The organism is Pseudomonas sp. B21-040 (assembly GCF_024748695.1).
Taxonomy (GTDB): domain Bacteria; phylum Pseudomonadota; class Gammaproteobacteria; order Pseudomonadales; family Pseudomonadaceae; genus Aquipseudomonas.
This window is the reverse complement of the sequence record NZ_CP087176.1, coordinates 783,975-802,729: the sequence shown is the minus strand read 5'-3', so window position 1 is coordinate 802,729 and position 18,755 is coordinate 783,975. Positions and strand designations below refer to the sequence as shown.

The 18,755-nt window shown below is 59.7% G+C and carries 15 protein-coding genes and 1 pseudogene; 4 read left to right on the top strand and 12 right to left on the bottom strand.

The genetic code is table 11. The features are described 5' to 3' along the window. Nucleotides 1-84 precede the first annotated feature (84 nt). The 3 genes from LOY55_RS03545 to LOY55_RS03535 all read right to left on the bottom strand — a co-directional run bounded on the left by LOY55_RS03545 (nucleotide 85) and on the right by LOY55_RS03535 (nucleotide 2,521). A complete protein-coding gene (locus LOY55_RS03545; RefSeq protein ID WP_223522688.1) occupies nucleotides 85-1,284 on the bottom strand; it encodes a type II toxin-antitoxin system HipA family toxin in 1,200 nt (399 codons plus the stop codon). Continuing rightward, a complete protein-coding gene (locus LOY55_RS03540) occupies nucleotides 1,281-1,532 on the bottom strand; it encodes a helix-turn-helix domain-containing protein (RefSeq protein WP_077430915.1) in 252 nt (83 codons plus the stop codon). Before LOY55_RS03540 ends, LOY55_RS03545 begins: the two co-directional genes overlap by 4 nt. A gap of 74 nt (nucleotides 1,533-1,606) precedes the next feature. Beyond that, nucleotides 1,607-2,521 (bottom strand): YeeE/YedE thiosulfate transporter family protein, encoded by a 915-nt coding sequence (locus tag LOY55_RS03535; RefSeq protein ID WP_109787485.1) that lies wholly within the window; start codon nucleotides 2,519-2,521, stop codon nucleotides 1,607-1,609. A gap of 144 nt (nucleotides 2,522-2,665) precedes the next feature. Here LOY55_RS03535 and LOY55_RS03530 point away from each other — a divergent pair, with 144 nt between their 5' ends. Together LOY55_RS03530 and LOY55_RS03525 are read left to right on the top strand one after the other, a co-directional pair. Further along, the gene (locus LOY55_RS03530; protein WP_223522687.1) at nucleotides 2,666-4,072 is read left to right on the top strand and encodes a DUF2252 domain-containing protein; all 1,407 of its coding nucleotides are present in this window, start codon (nucleotides 2,666-2,668) and stop codon (nucleotides 4,070-4,072) included. Nucleotides 4,073-4,293: 221 nt separating this feature from the next. Next, nucleotides 4,294-5,745, top strand: coding sequence for a glycosyltransferase family 39 protein (locus tag LOY55_RS03525; RefSeq protein WP_223522686.1), 1,452 nt, complete (start codon nucleotides 4,294-4,296; stop codon nucleotides 5,743-5,745). On the opposite strand, the gene LOY55_RS03520 is transcribed toward LOY55_RS03525, so the two are convergent. Together LOY55_RS03520 and LOY55_RS03515 are read right to left on the bottom strand one after the other, a co-directional pair. Further along, complete coding sequence (locus LOY55_RS03520; protein ID WP_109787487.1) at nucleotides 5,696-6,559, bottom strand: phosphatase PAP2 family protein; 864 nt, start codon at nucleotides 6,557-6,559, stop codon at nucleotides 5,696-5,698. The genes LOY55_RS03525 and LOY55_RS03520 overlap by 50 nt on opposite strands. 25 nt (nucleotides 6,560-6,584) lie before the next feature. Continuing rightward, complete coding sequence (locus LOY55_RS03515) at nucleotides 6,585-7,256, bottom strand: histidine phosphatase family protein (RefSeq protein ID WP_223522685.1); 672 nt, start codon at nucleotides 7,254-7,256, stop codon at nucleotides 6,585-6,587. A 241-nt stretch (nucleotides 7,257-7,497) separates the two neighbouring features. On the opposite strand from LOY55_RS03515, the pseudogene LOY55_RS31125 reads away from it, so the two are divergent. Together LOY55_RS31125 and LOY55_RS31120 are read left to right on the top strand one after the other, a co-directional pair. After that, nucleotides 7,498-8,529: pseudogene (locus LOY55_RS31125) on the top strand (methyl-accepting chemotaxis protein); the annotation flags it as partial. 42 nt (nucleotides 8,530-8,571) lie between these two features. Further along, entirely contained in the window at nucleotides 8,572-9,435 is an 864-nt protein-coding gene (locus LOY55_RS31120) for a methyl-accepting chemotaxis protein (RefSeq protein ID WP_408980991.1), read from the top strand. Nucleotides 9,436-9,580: 145 nt separating this feature from the next. Here the strand turns inward: LOY55_RS31120 and LOY55_RS03505 are convergent, their stop codons facing one another. From LOY55_RS03505 to LOY55_RS03475, 7 genes are all read right to left on the bottom strand, one after another. After that, nucleotides 9,581-10,000 (bottom strand): type II toxin-antitoxin system VapC family toxin, encoded by a 420-nt coding sequence (locus LOY55_RS03505; RefSeq protein WP_223522684.1) that lies wholly within the window; start codon nucleotides 9,998-10,000, stop codon nucleotides 9,581-9,583. Further along, on the bottom strand, nucleotides 9,997-10,242 hold the full coding sequence (locus LOY55_RS03500) for a FitA-like ribbon-helix-helix domain-containing protein (RefSeq protein WP_109787490.1): 246 nt from the start codon (nucleotides 10,240-10,242) through the stop codon (nucleotides 9,997-9,999). The genes LOY55_RS03505 and LOY55_RS03500 overlap by 4 nt, the downstream gene beginning before the upstream one ends. A 94-nt stretch (nucleotides 10,243-10,336) precedes the next feature. Next, the gene (locus LOY55_RS03495) at nucleotides 10,337-11,710 is read right to left on the bottom strand and encodes a DUF1329 domain-containing protein (protein ID WP_223522683.1); all 1,374 of its coding nucleotides are present in this window, start codon (nucleotides 11,708-11,710) and stop codon (nucleotides 10,337-10,339) included. A gap of 159 nt (nucleotides 11,711-11,869) precedes the next feature. After that, a complete protein-coding gene (locus tag LOY55_RS03490) occupies nucleotides 11,870-13,825 on the bottom strand; it encodes a DUF1302 domain-containing protein (RefSeq protein WP_223522682.1) in 1,956 nt (651 codons plus the stop codon). A gap of 70 nt (nucleotides 13,826-13,895) precedes the next feature. Beyond that, complete coding sequence (locus LOY55_RS03485) at nucleotides 13,896-15,185, bottom strand: phospholipase (protein ID WP_223522681.1); 1,290 nt, start codon at nucleotides 15,183-15,185, stop codon at nucleotides 13,896-13,898. A gap of 240 nt (nucleotides 15,186-15,425) precedes the next feature. Then, on the bottom strand, nucleotides 15,426-16,994 hold the full coding sequence (locus tag LOY55_RS03480) for an FGGY-family carbohydrate kinase (RefSeq protein ID WP_223522708.1): 1,569 nt from the start codon (nucleotides 16,992-16,994) through the stop codon (nucleotides 15,426-15,428). A gap of 158 nt (nucleotides 16,995-17,152) precedes the next feature. Beyond that, a complete protein-coding gene (locus LOY55_RS03475; RefSeq protein ID WP_223522680.1) occupies nucleotides 17,153-18,754 on the bottom strand; it encodes a glycerol-3-phosphate dehydrogenase/oxidase in 1,602 nt (533 codons plus the stop codon). Nucleotide 18,755: the final 1 nt, after the last annotated feature.

Genomic DNA, 18,755 nt, shown 5'->3' with positions numbered 1-18,755 from the left:
CCCAGCCTTCTGAGGGCCCTCCCCCCGCATTGGCCCGTGCACTAAATGAGCTGACTACAGTGAAAGGCCATTCGGTATTCGCGATTACCCAAACGACAGCATAAATGGCGCTGCCGCTTGTTGAATGGCAGTGACTACATGAGGCGCTCGCTCCCGATGCTGCGGGTAACGATCAAGCACCGCCTCCACCGCCGCCAGCAACTTCTGGACACGCTCCTTCGGCCGCTCGATTTCACACGTCTGTGCAAACTCCAGCACCCCTTGGCGGGAGGCAAATAATGACTTGTTACCTGCCAAATCCAGCGCCAAGACATCTTCCGGGATATAGGCCGTGGTGTTGACGATGTCATAAGCCGGCGCCAGATGCGCATCGCGCTGCGTAGGTTCGGAGTAGAGCAAGCCAAAGTTCTTCAGGTGAGCGTCACCGTTTCCGACGATGCAACTCAAGGCGACGCTATCGAACAGTTGATCAAGTGAAGACTGCAAATGTTTAGCCGGACAAAACAGCCGTACCGCCTTGGCAATTGCCGCGTAACTTTTGCTGTATTTCTGATCGGCCGAAAGCCCCATCAACGCTGCCATGTCCTCGAAGCCAATCGGATTTAACTGATCGTCCCTGTCAAAGCGCCGCATGACAAACAACTGCGCATTATCGGACAGGAAAAATTCCGGGACGGGAATGCCCGCTTCCCTGGCAATGGACATGCAAAGAAATTCATTGATCGCCAGCCCTGGAAACTCTTCCCGACCACTTTTGATTATCAAGTCAGATGTTTTCGAAGTGACTCGTGGCAAATCAGTTTCCTGCTGTTCAGGTACCAACACCTTGGGTTGAACACCGGAAATACCTGCACGCAGAATGTAGCGGTCAAGTAGGTCAGCGAAGATATCTTCAGCTCCGTCCCACGTCAGAATCTCATCGAGCTTTTCACCCGGAAACTGTTGTTCTGCCAGCAAGGTATCGACAGTTTCGGAGCGCACATGAACCCGTCCTATGGGAGAGCTGCTACCGGAAAGGGCGAGTAACAACATCGGATCGACATTGACGGTTTTAGCCAACCGATTACGTAATTGCTCCAGGACATAACCTTCCGGCAAGTTCATCTGAAAAATAGGGTGCAGTTCACGCCGACGGAACTCATCAGGTCTCACTGGCATCGACAAACTGATTGCCATGGGAGGCAATGCATCTTCGTCATAACGAAAGAGGAAATCCTGGCCGCTAGTGAGGATCCTGCCGCTACGACCCTCCGGTGTACTGACGTTCAGAGAGGTCATTTTCATTCGAACATATCCCCAAGTTCTTCCAGCGTCGGCATCGCCGCGGGAATGACCGATAGTTCACAATCCAGTGCGGCTAGAATTCGCGCAAAAGCGATCATTCCGACGGAAACGGTGCCCTTTTCTACCGCGATAACTTTGTATCGTGTCAGCCCGGCGAGTTCGGCAAGCTGGGCTTGCGTCAGTCCACGATTGATACGTTTTTCGCGTATTTGATCGCCAAGGCGAGTGATGATCAGAGAATAGTCCATGTGTAGCTACCGTAACATTTATAACTCAATGTACCGTATACACAACATTCAAGCTAACCCGAATTGCTGACTTATCAAATTCGGCCGCTAATCCGCCTCACTCCAACCCCCACCAATATCCCCAAAACAATCGCCCCCAACGGCACCGCCCCCACCCACGTCATCGTTGGAAACACCAACAAGATCTGCGAGTCATTCCCCCCCAGCATCATCGACGCCCCAATCCCCATCAGCACCCCCGCCAGCAAATGCTTCCCTGCGGCCATCACATCAAACCGCTGGTAGCTGAAGGTTCGGCGATGCAGCGTGTAGCTGAGCATCCCCAGCAACAGCACGACGAACACGGCCACCCGCCGGCTGGTCAGGGAGCTGTCCCCCGAGTCCCAGAACAGTTGCGAAACGTTGTAGATGAATACGCTCGGGGTCCACAGCGGTTCGAAGGTGTAGAGGGCGCTGGTCAGGGCGCCCAGCAGCATGCTGGACAGGACCAGGTGTTTGTCACCGTGAACGCGGATCAGCAACAGCAGCACCAGCAGGACGATGCCCAGGGTCAGCCAGTAGTGGCGGCTGGTGATGGTCGGCATTTGCAGGGCTTTGTGTTCGGCGAGCATGTTCAGGTGGTACCAGAGGACGATCCCCAGCACCCAGCCGAAGAGGGTGAAGGCTTTGTTGAGGTTGCCGCTGGCGAGTTTGGTGAGTGTGCCGACGCTGCAACCGTCATTGAGGACCGAGGCGAGACCAAACAACAGCCCGCCCCCGACCAGTGACAGGTAGCCGATTTCAGGAATGAACAGCGGCTGACTGACACCCAGCAATGCGTAGAGCGGCGCCAGTAACAGGCCGAACAAACCGCACGTGATCAACGCCACAAACAACGTCGGCCGCCCCTTGAGCAACTGCCCCGTGGCATTGACCAGGCACATGCCCATGCGCTGGGACACCCAGCCGATCAGGAAGGCCAGCAGCAGCGAAATCAGCAGTGAGAGCACAAACCTCCTTGTTGCCGGGCAGCGAGAAGTCATCAGGGCATGAAGGACAGATTAGTCGCTGCTCAAACACTTCGGATGAGCCTGCAAAGCCCTTCTACACTCAGTTCGAATTCGTCTTTTTATGCCGACCAGAAAAGAGCCCTCATGACGCCCCTCGAAGACCGCTTGAAGCAAGGCAAGGATGCTCGCAAAAGCTGCCCGCGCAGTTCGCAGGCGTCCACCGGGAAAGTAACGCGTGATCCGCTGCCGCTGATCAAGCGGTCCAGTGAAGGCCGGATCAAATCGCTGGTCGAGCTGCGTTATGGGCGCATGCTGGTTTCGCCCTTTACCTTTTATCGCGGTAACGCACTGCTGCAAGCCCACGACTTGGCGGGCACGTCGAACATGGGCCTGATTTCGACGATCTGTGGCGATTGCCACTTGATGAACTTCGGCGGATTTGCCACGCCCGAGCGCAACCTGTTGTTCAGCGTCAACGATTTCGACGAAGTCCATCCCGGCCCCTGGGAATGGGACCTGAAACGTCTGGTGGCGAGTTTCATGGTGGCGGCCCGCGACCTGCGCCACGGTGAGACGGTTGAAGAAACCGTCTGCCGCCAAGTGGTCGGCGCCTACCAACAAACCATGTTCGAGTGCGCCCAACAAGGCTCGCTGGAAAACTGGTACGAGTCCATCAGTTATGACGATCTGCTCAAGCAGGCGAACAAAAGCACGCTGGAGCACGTGGAACGCGCTATCGAAAAAGCCGAACGGCGTACACATGCTGAACTGCTGCCCAAAATCAGCGAGCGCGACGCTCAAGGTCGCCTGATTATTCGCGATGACCTGCCGGAAATTTTCCACCTGCACAAACACACCACACTGCTTGATGCCGAGGATGACTGGTTGCGCCTTGCGGACTGGCGGCCCCTATACGAAACCTTCATGCGTGATTACCGAAACACACTGCAAACCGACCGACGCGAATTGCTCGCTCGGTTTCATGTTCAAGACTTGGCGTTCAAAGTGGTGGGTGTCGGCAGCGTTGGCACGCGTTGCCTGGTGGCATTGCTGACGGATGACCAGGAGTTCCCGCTGTTCCTGCAATTCAAGGAAGCGCGGCGCTCAGTGCTGGCCGATTACGTGAAGGCCAAGTCAGGGGTACGCCATGACGGTCAACGGGTGGTCGATGGTCAACGGCTGATGCAATCGGCCAGCGACCTGTTCCTCGGCTGGACCACCGGCCCCAGCGGTCGACACTTTTATGTGCGCCAGTTGCGCGACATGAAAATTTCCGCCGAACTCGAAACCTTCGATGCGGAGACTTTCGCGGCCTATGGGCGAGTCTGCGGCCGCGCCCTCGCCCGTGCGCATGCCAAATCCTCCGGTTATGCGGCACAGATCAGCGGGTATGTCGGCAAGAGCGACGCGCTGGCCGATGCGCTGTTCAAGTATGCAAAAAGCTATACCGAACAGAATGAGCGCGACTACGAACGCTTCCAGCAAGCCTGCCGCAAGGGCCGGTTAACGGCACGTTCAGAAGTGGACTTTGCAGCCGATCATTTGCCATAGGCACTCGCGTGCAGGGGCGTTCATCTAGATGAACTTTTCTTCACCCCTACGCGCCTCGGCAATCGGTACAGTGCACACGCTCATTCAAGAAACTACGGTTTGCCCGCCCTCCCGCGGGCTTTTTTTTGCCTGAAGGAAACATCCACCCAGCGTTCACATATCGTTCAGCTTTCGTTGCCTATGATCGGCTCTTCACCCTCCTTCCCGGTCACCACAAGCCCATGTCGCGCGCTGCCTCCTCCCTGTTTCTGCTTGCTGCTTTGCTGTTTTTCTTCGCGCTGGGCAATTACCAATTGCAAGGTTCCACAGAGGCTCGAGTGGCCGGGATCGCCATGGAAATGCACCTGGACAACGATTGGGTGACACCACGCTTGTTCGGCGAGCCGTTTCTGGAAAAACCTCCCTTGAGCCTATGGCTCGACGCCACGGCGATCCGCGTGTTCGGTGGCACCCCGTGGGCGGTGCGGCTGGCGTCGGCCTTTGCCGGGTTGTTCAGCGTGATGGTTCTTTACGCGATGCTGCGCCGATTCGGCCGCCCCAAAGAAATCGCGTGGACGGCGGGCATCCTGCTCGCAACCATGGCCAGCTACTGGAGCAATGTGCGTAGCGTCGGCGAAGACGCCTTGCTGGCCTTGGGTGTGACCGTGGCGTTGCTGGCGTTTTTCCAGGGTGTGAGGCAACCGCAACGCCAGTCGACGCTCGGTAATGCGTTGCTGTTTGCTTCAGGAATTGCCATCGCCACCTTGAGCAAAGGCGTGCTGGGCCTGGCGATGCCGGGCGTGGTGATTTTCGCGTATCTGTTGGCCGAAACCCTGATCGACAAACGCCTGACCCTCTCGGACTGGCTGCGCCCCGGACTGCTGACGTTGCTGGGGTTGGTGCCGTTGTTGGTCTGGCTCGCCTTGCTGTATCAGCGCGGTGGCACACAGGCGGTGACGGATGTATTGCTGACCAACAGCGTCGGGCGCTTTAGCGGTTCCTTCGTTGAAGCAGGGCATTACGAGCCGTTCTATTACTACCTGGCCAAGCTGCCGCAAGCGTTTTTACCCTGGAACATTCTGGTGTATCTGGGGCTGTGGCACTTTCGCAAAAGTCTGATGGCCAATCGTTACTTGCTGTTTTTTACGCTGTGGCTGCTGGCGCAGTTCGCCGTGCTGACACTGGCCTCGAGCAAACGCACCGTGTACCTGATGTCGATGACACCTGCGGCAGCGGTGATTGCAGCGGAATACGCGAGTGTGTTGTACGCAGGACTGAAGGCCCGTGAAACCGCCGCAACCGTGTGGGGTTGGATCGCACGGCATCGACGTGGAGGGGTCATCGGCGTGCTCGCCGTGGTGATGGGCAGCTACCTCGCCACCGCGCAATGGTTGCTACCCCAGGCTGATAGCAGCTTGTCCTTTGTGCCGCTGACTGCGCAGATTCAAACCCTGCAGGACAACGGGCAGCACGTTGCCCTGTTCCAGGCCAATGAGCGAGTAGGTGGCGCCAGCGTGTTCTACGCCCAGCGCCTGCTCAAGGGCCTGGACACTGACGCGCAACTGCATGAGTTTCTGGCGGCGTCAGCGTCCAACGTGGCGGTCATGTCCGGTGATACCGAACCTGCCGCGCCGTTGAAGGTGATCAAGACATTGATGGTGGGACGACAGGCTTACTATTTTGTAAATCTGTAAGTGCTTCAGCGCTGCGCCGCTCGGCCTTTTGCAGCACCGGCACATCCAGCCTTGCCCGTCCATAAAACGCCAGGGCTGTCAGCAAGCACGCCAGCCAGACGAAGATCCCGGCCCAGAAGGTGTGGGACATGTAGTGCCAGCCTTGCAGAACGCGCGTGGTGCCATAGACGAAACCGAGAATCAACGAGCCCCACAACACGGCTTTGGAAAAACGCCATTGGTAACGGCGTGCCACGAAGTACAGCGCGAGCATGGTGAAACCACCCGACGCATGACCACCTGGCCAGCAACGACCGTCACCGGCTTCCCTGAACAGCTGGAAGTTGTTGTACCACTCCATGTGGGCAATTTTGCCGCCATAGAGGGTCGTTTCAATTGGGCAGTACACGCTGGTGTGCGCCTTGAGGAAATGGATCACGCCGGTGCAAACGGCAAACGCCACCACTACAAAAATGAAGTCACGGCGATGCTCGTAGGTAAACCGCAGCACGGAAGCAGCTTTGCTGCGCTCCAGAAAACCGCCGAGGCGTGGATGCTTTTGCGTATTGATCCGCGGCCAGACAAACGACAGCATCGCGCCGATCAAGGCGATTTCAGCGGTCCAGTTGGGAATGATGCGCGCCCACTTGTGGGTGAGCTTCTCAAAGAAGTGCACCTTGTCGAGCGGGAAAGTCTGGCTGACTGGATCAAAAAGAAGGTTGCTGAACGCGATATCGATTGTGGTCATGTCGAACATCAGGAAAACCACGGCCGCGCAAACCAGCGCAATACCGAAGTTCACCCAGTAAAAGCGGTGTCGGGAAAAATTCAGCATTGTGTGTCCTGATCCAGATAAAAAGTTATTCGGTGGTCACCGCGCTCCAGTCGGAGGCCTCAATGAAACCCAGCATGTGAGTCGTTTGCGGTGTTGGAGCGGAGATAAACAGCGAAGCGCCGTAATCCAGGGTGGAGACTGGCAACTTGAGGTCTTTTTCAAGTTGATCCATGCATTCACTGTGGGTCACCAGAACCAGATTGCGGCCCGCCGCTTTGTGCGCCAGCGCATCACGCAACATAGTGCCCTTGCAGCTGATTAGCCAGTCTTCGCCGACGCCTGCCTTGTTAAACATATAACTGGCGGTTTGCGCAGCCCGCAGGATCGGGCTGTGGTAAATGTCGGTTTTGTTCAGTCCGAGCCGTTGGAAGTGCGCGCCCACACTGGCCGCGACGCCTCGGGAACGCTCGGTGATGCCATCGTTTCCAACCAGGCAAGGGGCGGTGGAGTGATCGCAGCGCTCGACATGGCGCACCAGCACAATCATGTCGCCCTTGGTCCAACCGTCCGCCAATGCCTTGGCACCGGCAAAATTGCCATGGGCAAGGTCCGGCACAGCGGCGGGCTGCAACAGCCATAGCGTCAACGGGATCACCAGCAGCGCAGAGGCCAGCACCACCGCCGCATTACGAAAACGGGCATAGCGGCTCAAATCAATCGAGCGCTTTATCCCGAATAGATTCAGTCTCAATTCCACATCAGGCCGCCTCGCCGGCACGTACCACTGTCATTTAATCCCGGGAAGTTAGCGAGGCGTGCGTTGGCAGCAAGTGAAAGTCATGTGAAAAAAAGCTGAAACCCGCGCAAAGTCTTGTTACAGGATCGCGTCCTACAAAATCCTTTCAGCTCTCGCGAATGCGGCCGATACAAACCTGCTACCTACTTTGCTGGCTCCCAAAAACAACAATCTTCCAGCCAACTGACGATCAAGAAACACAATGTTCCTGGAGGAATTGATGAATAGCTGGTTCGGCAATATCAGCGTGAACATGAAACTGGGCCTGGGGTTCGGCCTGGTCCTGGCTCTGACCTGCGTCCTGGCCCTGACCGGCTGGACAAGCCTGGGCAGCCTGATTGACCGCAGCAACTGGATGAGCGACATCACCCAGCTCAACGCCGGCCTGACCAAGTTGCGCGTGGTTCGCCTGCAATACATGCTGACCAACGGCGACGAAACCGCAGCGCAGAGTGTGCAGACCACCCTTGACGCCTTTTCCGCTCAGCAGCAGGCATTGCTGACCAAGTTCAAGAGCCCGGAAAACCTCAAGCTGCTCAAGGAACAAGGCAGCGTCATTGCGGCGTACCAGACGTCCCTGAACAAAATGCGCAGCGCCTACCGCACCGGCAATGGTGCCCGCGACGCCATGGGCGCCAATGCTGAAACTGCCGGCACGCTGATCGAAACCATCAGCACCCGCGTGCAGCAAATGCCGCTGAGCGATCAGCGTTTCGAACAATTCCAGGCCATCACCGCCGCCAAGGAAGCGTTCATCCTCGCCCGTTACGAAGTGCGCGGCTACACCGCCGCCACCAACGCCGAAACCGAGCAAAAAGCCGTCGGCCAACTGGATGCGGCGATTGCCAGCCTCAAAACGCTCAATGCGCAATTCGCCGACACTCAGCAAGACGCCTTGCGTCAGCTCGAAACCGCGCTGAACAATTACCGCAGCGCCTTGCAGGCCTACAAATCGGCCAGTTCCGACGCTGTGCAGGCTCGCAAGGAAATGACCGACCAGGGCGCCGCCATCGTGACCCTTAGCGATCAGCTGTATCAGATCCAGCTCGACCGCCGGGACGCCGAGAGCGCCCAGGCCCGCACCCTGCAATTGATCAGCATCTTGCTCGCGTTGCTGGTTGGCGTGATTGCCGCCGTGATCATCACCCGTCAAATCACCGGTCCGATTCGTGACACCCTGGCCGTGGTTGAACGCATTGCCAGCGGTGACCTGTCCCAGGACATCAAAGTCACCCGCCGTGACGAACTCGGCGTGTTGCAGCAAGGCATCGCGCGCATGGGTGTGACCCTGCGCGACCTGATCAGCGGCATCCGCGATGGCGTCACGCAAATTGCCAGCGCCGCCGAAGAACTGTCGGCCGTGACCGAACAAACCAGTGCCGGGGTGAACAGCCAGAAGATCGAGACCGACCAGGTCGCCACGGCCATGCACGAGATGACGGCCACCGTGCAGGAAGTCGCGCGCAATGCTGAAGAAGCCTCGCAAGCCGCCGCAGCGGCAGACGGCGAAGCCCGCGAAGGCGACAAAGTGGTCAACGAAGCCATCGCCCAGATCGAGCGTCTGGCCAGCGAAGTGGTGCGTTCCACCGAAGCCATGAGCGTGCTGCAACAGGAAAGCGACAAGATCGGCAGTGTCATGGACGTGATCAAAGCCGTCGCCGAGCAGACCAACCTGCTGGCGCTCAACGCTGCGATTGAAGCGGCCCGTGCCGGTGAAGCCGGTCGTGGTTTTGCGGTGGTGGCCGATGAAGTGCGGGGCCTGGCCCAGCGTACGCAGAAATCCACCGAAGAAATCGAAGGCCTGGTGGCCGCTCTGCAGAACGGTACGCAACAAGTGTCGGCGGTGATGAACAACAGCCGTGCGCTCACCGACAGCAGCGTCGCCCTGACCCGCAAGGCTGGCGCGTCGCTGGAGAACATCACCCGCACGGTGTCCAACATCCAGTCGATGAACCAGCAGATCGCCGCCGCTGCCGAACAGCAAAGCGCGGTGGCCGAAGAAATCAGCCGCAGCATCATCAACGTGCGCGACGTGTCCGAACAGACCGCCGCCGCCAGCGACGAAACCGCCGCCTCCAGTGTTGAACTGGCGCGGTTGGGTGGTCAGTTGCAGCAGATGGTCAGCCACTTCCGCGTTTAAGTCGTAACCTTGATCGTTCCCACGCTCCCGCGTGGGAATGCCTCAAGGGACGCTCTGCGTCTGCTTCGGCAGGTGACACAGCGCGCCACGGGCTGCTTGCCCACGCAGAGCGTGGGCACGATCATTTACGTGACCGCGAAGATACTCAGGCGTCCCACGGATTGATCACCTCAATCCCGGAAAACTCGAAGTCTCGAATATTGCGGGTAGCTATAGCAGCCCCATGGCTTCGGCAAATGGCAGCAATTTGCACATCTGCCATTGAAACTGCACGTCCATTTGCTTCAGCACTCGCTGTCAGCGTTGCGTACTCAACAGCGGCATGAGCATCGAACGGCAGAATGCGTCCGGCAAAGTCCTCTTCGAACATTGCCATTGCATGGGCTTCAAGTTTTTGTTTGCGCTTACCGGAAGGCAATCGTGCAATGCCGTGGAGTATCTCAGCCACCGTCACCGCACTGACTGCCAGGTCCATCGCTGGCTGCGCATCAACCCAGGCAAGCACCCGGGGCTCAGGCTCGATTCGCATAAACTCTGAAAGAATGTTGGTATCGAGCACTATCATTCAGAAAAATCCACCGCAGTCGCTTTTTCTGAACGCTCTGGCAGATCAAGCTCCACTCCACCGACAGCGCTGAATCTGTTGCGTATCCGGCTTCCAAGTCCACCGGCGCGATCAACCGTCGCCAAGGCCCTGCCCAGAATCAGGCGAGCCTCCTCCTCCATGGAATGTCCGTTGTGAGCCGCTGTGATACGCAACTGCTCCTTTAGCTTCTCATCGAGGTTTCGAATTGTGATGCTGGCCATGATGCCTCCTGCAATCAATGAAATCATTGATTGCAGGCTAGCACATCCTCCCTGGCCAAAACCCGGCAATCTTCCGAACGGCCAATGTCACCACTCACCGCGTCCCGCGCTGACGCAAGGCCGATGGCATGAAGTACGCGTCTTCCGGCACCGCTTGGGCGAAGTCGACGGTTTCCGGTTCTTCGTTGTCCAGGTTTTGCACGTAGTAACGACGCGCCTGCAAGTCGTGGAAGACGTCCAGTGCACTCCAGGTGGTGGGCAGGTCGTAGAAGTTTTTCAGGTAGGCCATCGACACCCGCCACAACTCCCCTCGCCCGTCATATTGATCCACCAGCGCGGCGCCCCAACTGTCCTCGTCCAGAAACAGCACGCGCTTGGAATAGATGTGCCGCGCACCTGGCTTGAGTGTGCCTTCGACCACCCAGACCCGATGCAACTCATAACGGGTGTATTGCGGGTTGAGGTGGCCCGGCGTGAGCAACTGCGCGTACTTCACCTCAGGGCTGCCGACTTTGTAGCTGTTGTAGGGAATGTAGACCTCTTGCTTGCCCTTGAGCTTCCAGTCGTAACGGTCCGGCGAGCCGTTGAACAGGTCGGTATCGTCCGCCGTGCGCAAGCCGTCGGATGAGGCGATCGGCGTGTCATACGCCAGGTTCGGCGCCCGCCGCACACGGCGTTGGCCGGCGTCGTAGACCCAGGCCTGGCGCGGGTCCTTGAGCTGGTCCAGGGTCTCGTGAATCAACGCCGCACCGCCGGCCAGCCGGGCCGGGCTCTTCACGAATGCCAGGTAGTAAAACAGGATGTTTTTCAGGTCGGCGAACTGACCGCCCGGACGGTAGTAGTTGAACATCCCTTCCTGCTGCGAGGTCACCAGCGCGAAGCTGCCGTTGCGCTGTACCGGCGCTTCGGAGGCACGACGGACCACGTAGATGCCGCGATAACGGGTGATGTGGTTCCACAGCGCCTCGACGCCATCCTTGGGCACGGGGAACGGTACGCCGCCATAGGCATCGGCAAAACCGGTTCCGCCGTCGAGCAGCTTGGCCGAAGTCGCGTTCTTGAAGGTGTTGTCATACAGCCACTGCGGCGCCGACCCCGAACGACGAGAGGTATAGACCGGCATCTGGAAGGTGTCGGGGTAGCTGTTGAACAGCGCGATCTGGCCCGGGCTGAGGTGGGCCTTGTACTGGTCAAGGTTGGCCTTGGTGATGGTGAACAAGGGCTTGTCCGCCGCATACGGGTCCGGGTGATGCTGACCCGGTTTGTAGCCTGCCGGCGCCTGGGTGATGCCGCCGCTCCAGGCCGGAATGGTCCCGGCCGCGTTGCCGGCACGCTCGGCACCCAGCGGCGTCAGCGTGGTTTTCAATTGCTCGGCTTGTTGCGGCGTGATGGCGGCCATTGCGCTGCCGGTGGCCAGGCTCAGGGCCAGCACCAGTGCAGTCTTGGTGAGTCGTGAAGTGTGAAACATGATCGTTCTCCGAATTAATCCAGCAGGTCTGCAAAACACAGCAGATCCCCTGTGGGAGCGGGCTTGCTCGCGAAGGCGATATATCAGGCGACATCCATGTTGGATGTGCCGCCCTCTTCGCGAGCAAGCCCGCTCCCACATTTGGTTTGCGTGTAGCACTTAAAGGAAATACTTGAGGTTGAAGCCGACGTTGTCTCGGTCGCGAACACCGTTGTCCTGCCCGCCGCCGTAGAACTCGGTGTATTGCAGCTCGGCCTCCAGCTTGTTCTGGTAGTTGGCCTTGATCCCCAGGGTGTAGGCCTTGCGGCCGTCGATCGTGTTGCCCGCCTGATAGCTGTTGCCCTTGAAGTCATCCTTGTAGACGACGTAGGGCGAGACGTTGACCCCGGCGTACACGTCGTTCCAGGTGCCGTTGAGCATCGCGGTGTAGCTGTAGGAGTTGCGGTTGACCTGGTCGCTGCGCTCACCGCCGGACACATAGGAAAAGTTGCCGGTGCCCGCGTAGTAACGGGTGCTGCCGTCAAAAGCGGTGTATTGCAGATCGCTGCCGCGCAAGTGCTCGGAGGCGAGTTCGAACACGCCGAACATCGAGTCGAACGACAGACTCGGGCCAAAGTTGTAGATGGTGCCCAGGGACGTGTTGAACGCTTCCACCCGCTCGGCGTTATTGATCTGGCTGTCGAGCGTGACCATCTGCCCGCCAATGTTGATGGTCTTGCCGGACGCGGCAGCAGCTGCGCCATTGGCCAGGTCGCCGATCAGGTCGTTGGTGGCGGCGACACCGATGGGCAGGTTCGGCCGATACGCGACTTCACCGAACACTGACGCCTCGCCCAGGGTGGTGTTGAAGCTGAAGCCGTACATGCGGATGTCTTCGGCGTAGCGACGATGGGCCTGAATACTGCCCAACACATCAATGGTCGTCAGGCCGTTGGCCAGTTGCCCCGCCTGACTGCCCGCCACACCGGACAACACGTTAGTCAGCGCGTTGATGTCGACGCCTTGGTACCCGCCCAGGTCGGCGGAAATGGTCGGTTCCTTGGCGTGGTAATTGACCATGTACACGCCGAACTCGGTGCTGTTGAGTTCTTCTGCAATGTAGCGAAAGGCAAAGCCGAACTGACCGTCGTTGCGCGCGTTGTAATCCTTGCCGACCGAGGCCACCTTGAGGGTGTTGCCGAAAGCCGGGGTCACGCCGTTGGCGTAAAGGCCAGTGGTGCTCAGGGCCTGGTTGAGCAACGGATTGTTGCCCAGTGCGGTGTACAGTCCGATCACGTTGCCGAAGCCGGGAACCGGCGTGTCCAGCGCGGTGTTGCTGAAATTGTTGTAGCCGGTGTTACCACCGTCGGCGAACAGGTCCGTCTGCGAGTAGAAGGTGCCGACCGGGTCGATGCGGGTTTCCTTCCAGTTCGTCTGGTAGAAGCTTTCCATGGTCAGGCTGTCGGTCAGGCCAATGTTGAAGCTGAGCGCTTCCACCGGCACCAGCACTTCCTTGACTTCGGCGCCGGGCAAACGGTACTTGGCGGCGTCCACCGGGTTGGTGGTGTTGATCCCGCCACGGTAGAAAATCCCCTCGCCCCAGTTGAACACCTGGCGACCGACACGGGCCGTGACGGGCATTTGCGCGACGTCCCAATTGCCATAGAGGTAGGCATCGAGCATCTCCACCCGGCTGCCGGCGATGTCGCGGGTCTGGCCAGTGAAGTGGTCGTCCTGGGGGTAACTCTGGCTAGGTTGCGACGGGTTGTTGTTGCGGTAGTAATCGTTGCGCTTGTCCATCAGTTGGGTGTCATAGAACGCGGTGCCGCGCATGAACATCCCGTAGTTCTGATAGTTGGCCTCAAGTTCCGAAGTGATCTTGTACACCTCGGAAACCAGCCCGGTGTCGAAGTTGCGATTACCGTCGTTGGTGTTGACGTCATCGTTGTTTTTGTCCCGGCCCTGGACCCGCCACAAGCGGCCATAAGACAAGGTACTGTCGAACGAACCCGTGACCTGTTTGTCCAGCACACTGAATTCCACGGCCTGCACGCCGTCGACCGCGCACAGTTGCAGCAGCCCTGCCAGGCCGACGCCAGGTAGCGCCGCGCCAGACAGGCGTAATCGAGTGCTCATGATCTGTTCCTCTTCCCTGGGTTTATTGTTTTTATGATTGCTGTGTGAGTGGGCAACGCTGCCGCGATGGCTAGGGCGCCAACCCCGCATTGACATAAATCCGGCTGTGCGCGCCGAAATGTCCCAGCAGCGTGAACAGCTGCTGATTCAGTGCCGGGTGGTCGTAGTCTTCGCGCTTCACTTGATTACTGGCGCTGAAATCGCTGGTGACCGGTGCCGTGTCCAGCCACTGCCCGATGGCTTCATCGAACGCGGCGGATTCCTCGGCAGACTCGGCACTCACCACCTCGCGCAGGTAGTCCACCGAGTACGGCGGGTAGCGAACGTCTTGTACAAGGTCGGCGTAAGCCTTGAGCATCGGGTGTGGCTGACCTTCGCGCAGTAAGCGACGCAGCCAGGTCGACTGATATTTCTCAACTTCCATGTGCCGGGTCGCGACCCGTTCAATGGCCGCGTGCTTGTCGGCATCGAAGCCGGCCAACGCCTTGCTTTCCAACAGCAACAGGCTCGCCAGTTCGACGCCGGGCAGCGGCTTGGCGTGATAAGGCTGGGTCAAGTCCTGGACGTGGTGCAAACCCCAACCGAGAAAACGATAACCCCAGTAAGAATGGCCACTGGCAAACGCCAATCGCGCCAACCCCATGTACTGATAGGCGCGCCAGTCCGGCCAGCTGCGCTGAAGAAACCCGGCGGCGGCATACACCACCGGGCTCTCATGGAAGAACCCCATATGGAACGGCGCCTGTGAGCTGTACTGAAACCGCGCGTCGCCGAAAGACTGCGCGCCGAAGCCGTACAACGCGCCCACCTCGCCTGGGTTGTCGCTGAACAGGTTGATGTCGTGGCCGTAATCCGGCTCATCGGCGGCGCTGGCCAACACGGCCAGGGGCGCGACTTTTTCGCCGTCAGCCACACGGATGAAACGCTGGCGGTTCCAGGGTGAGAGCGTCTGCTCGACCATGACCTGTTCGGCTTTCAGGTGTTCACGCTCGGGCAAATCCTTGCCCGGCAATGGCTGGATAACCATGGCCAGATGAATGTGGGGATTGATCCGCAACGCGGTGAGGAAGTCGTGTCGCAGATTGTCCCCAGGCTCGGCTGGCAGCCGCAGGTTATCGGGGCGCGGCGGGTACTGGGCGAAGTGCTCGCGGGCGAAGCGTTCCTGCTCGTCCAGCAGCGCGATCACGGCGGGGTATTGTTGCGCGAGAAACTGCTCCAGCGGCTCGACTTCAACCTGAGGGGCTTCGCGCAAGGCCGGCAAATCCTGCAACGCCAGGTAGCTGCCCACCGTATGGTTGGACCAACCCCACGCCATCGGGGCGGTTCCACAAAGCAGCAGCAGGAGAAAGGTCAGCTTCATTGCTTTTGGTTCTTATTGGATGTGCTGTGGGGTTGAGCCTAACAACCGACCCTGTCCCTGACACTGTCCAATCTCACCAGAAAAGTTCTCCGATAGCGCCACGCCCCGGTGCAAAAAACACCACCGTCCCCCGTAGGAGCCGAGCTTGCTCGCGATAGCGGTGTGTCAGTCAACAGTCATGCTGGCTGACATACCGCTATCGCGAGCAAGCTCGGCTCCTACAGGGATTTGAGGTGTCTGCTAGGCGGGGTAACCGGTGATTTTGCGGATGCTTTGATACAGCGGCTTGAGCTGTCGGTACATGCGCAGGTAAACCTCTTTGTACAGTCGCTCATAGACCTGCTGCGCCTCAGGTTGCGGCATGAACACCGCACCGACCCGCGTCATGGCCTCCATCGCCGTGGGAAAGTCCGCGTACAGACCCAGCCCCACCGCGCAGCAAATCGCTGCGCCCAGACCGGACGCTTCATAGACATGCGGACGCTCGGCCGGCAGGCCGAAAATGTCGGCCGTGAGCTGCATCGCCGCATCACTCTGGGAGCCACCACCGGCAACACGCAAACGCGTGACGGAGACTTTCGAGCGCTTCTCGATTTTCTCCAGGCCCTGACGCAAGGCATACGCCAGGCCTTCGAGGATCGCCCGATAGATATGCGCGCGGGTATGCACATCGCCGAAGCCGATAATCGCGCCCTTGGCCTCCACACCCGGTTCGCGGATGCCGGGCGACCAGTAGGGTTGCAACATCAGCCCCATGGAGCCCGGCGGCACCGCATTGACCAGCGCATCGAAGAGTTGCTCGGGCTCGATGCCCTGCGCCTTGGCCTGCTGCATTTCCCGCAGGCCGAACTCGTTCTTGAACCAGCTGACCATCCAGTAGCCGCGATAGATCATCACTTCGCAGTTGTAATGATCCGGCAGCGCAGACGGGTAAGGCGGAATCAACGGGACGATTTCCAGGTAGCGCGACCGGGTGCTGGTGATCGTCGCCGTGGTGCCGTAGGACAGGCACACCGTGCTCGCGTCGACGACGCCGGAACCCACCACTTCGCAAGCCTTGTCGGCGCCCGCCGCAATCAGCGGCAACCCTTCGGGAATACCGGTGTGGCGGCTGGCTTCAGCGGTGATGAAACCCAGGGTTTCGCCGGGCTTGTGCAGGCTCGGCAATTGCTCGGGGCGCACCGCCAATGCCTGCCATTTCCAGTCGCTGGGCGCGGCCCATTTCAGACGTTTGAAATCGAACGGCAGGTAGCCGACGCAACAGCCCACGGAATCGACAAAGCGCCCGCACAGGCGATGGGTGAGAAACCCCGAGAGCAGCAAGAACTTGTCGGTCGCCGCCCACACTTCAGGCTGGTGCTTCGCGATCCAGTTAGCCTCCGCCTGGGCGCGAAAATAATCCACGGTGGCTTGCGCGCCGACCAGTTTGAACAGCCAGCCCCACGGTCCCTTGATGCCGCCTTCGACTTCAGCCTGGCGCTGATCGAGCCACAGGATCGCCGGGCGCAGCGGCTTGCCTTGGGCATCGACGTTGATCAAAGTACCGCGCTGGGTGGTCAGGGAAACGCCGGCAATCTGCGACCGATCGATACCGGTTTGCTGCCACACCTGCTGGCAGGCCTCCCCCAGTTTCGCCCAGTAATACTCCGGGTCCTGCTCGGCCCAGCCCGGTCGAGTCGAATAATAGGCCTGCAACTCGACCTTGCCTTTGCCCAGCAAATTGCCCTGCAGGTCGAAGAGCAGCGCGCGCACGCTTTGGGTGCCATTGTCGATGGCCAGCAGGTAACGCTTGGTCGGGTGGTTATCCATGGAGCTCTCTTCAATGGGCATGGGTCGCGCACATTCCTGAATGTTCTAATCCGTAGCAGCTGTCGAGCGAAGCGAGGCTGCGTCCGAGGACAACGTCCTCGCAATCACGGGGGCGACGGCTTCGCCGCCGAACGCTGCCTCGCTCCGCTCGACAGCTGCTACAGGGCTGCAGGGTCGCAGGGCAAACCGTGATGACGTTGCCACAACGCCTGGTAGCGCTGCTGCTCCTGCTGCCAACGCTCGTCGTCCCAGCCCAGTCGTGGTTGGCAGAGTTGGCGAATAGCAGTGAAATAATCCTCGCCACCGCGCGTCAGCAACAGGCCCAGACGGGTTCGGCGCAGCAGCAGGTCATCCAGGTGCAGGACCATTTCCGACTCGCAGGCAAAGGCCAGTTCCGCCCACAACGTATCCGTGGCGCCGACCGTGTCATGACCTGATTCTGCGAGCAGCTCCGCCAGCCTCGGCAGATCACGGCCATGCCGCCCCGCCAGACGCCGCCACTGGCTGCCACTGAGCCCCGGGATCGCCAGCGGCGGTACGACGGCAAAAACCGGCCCGGCGTCATCATCGAAGGGACGTTCGAGCATGTTCGCGCAGGCCTTGAGCACTTCAATGGCCTGCGGGCGAAAGGTGGTCAACTTGCCGCCGGCCAGGGTCACGCAACCCGGCTCCTGCCACAGCACATGCTCACGGGTTTCATTCGAGGGTTTGCCTTGATGTTCACCCGCCGCACTGCCCACCACCGGGCGCACCCCGGACCAGGTCGACAGCACGTCGTCAGCGACTACCTCTGCGTGGGGAAATTGTTGAGTACAGGCCGCCAGCAAATAGTCGAGTTCCTCGCGGCTGATGCTCGCGCTCTGGTCCAGGTCTTCGTGATGATCGAGGTCCGTGGTGCCGACCACCGTGGCGCCCTCCCAAGGAAAAACGAACACCGGTCGACGGTCGCGCTCGTGCAGGAAGGTGAAAGCCTGCGCCACGGGCAGACGCCAGCCCGGTAGCAACAAGTGACTGCCCCGCAACGGGCGCAACTGACGAGGGGCATCGGGCAGGCGCAAGCGCTCGGCCCAGGCGCCAGTGGCCACGGCCAGCACACCACAACGCAAGGTCAGCAATCCGTCACCCTCGCAGTCCTTGACCCGGACCCCGCAAACGCGCCCCTCTTCACGCAGCAATTGCTCCACGCGCACGCCGTTGAGTACCACGGCGCCGTCGCCTCGCGCCTCGCCTAAAACGCGCATCACCAGACGCGCATCATCGGTCAGCGCATCGACAAAACAGGTGCCGCCCAGCAGGTCATCTTCCTTCACGCCCGGCGCCAGATAATGCAGTTGTTGCGCGTCATGGAAGCGATGGCTGCGCCGCCCGGCCAACGCGTCATAGATGGACAACAAACCACCCAGCACCCGTGGGCCGGGAAAGCCGCCACGGTAATGCGGCATCATGAAACTCATCGGCTCCACCAGCCCCGGCGCTTCGTCGAGCAGGCGCTGGCGTTCGCGCACCGAATCACGGGTCAGGCGCCATTGGCCCTTGGCGATGTAACGCAAACCGCCATGGACCATTTTCGAGGATCGGCTGGAGGTGCCCCAGGCGAAATCGCGCTGTTCCAGCAGCAGGCAGCGCCAGCCACGGCGCGCTGCCTCGCGCAGGATACCGGCGCCGCTGATGCCGCCGCCGATCACGATCAGGTCCCAGGTTTCATCCGCCAGCGTCGGCAATACGTGCTGTCGCCACGCGGCGTTCCAGTCCAGGCTCATG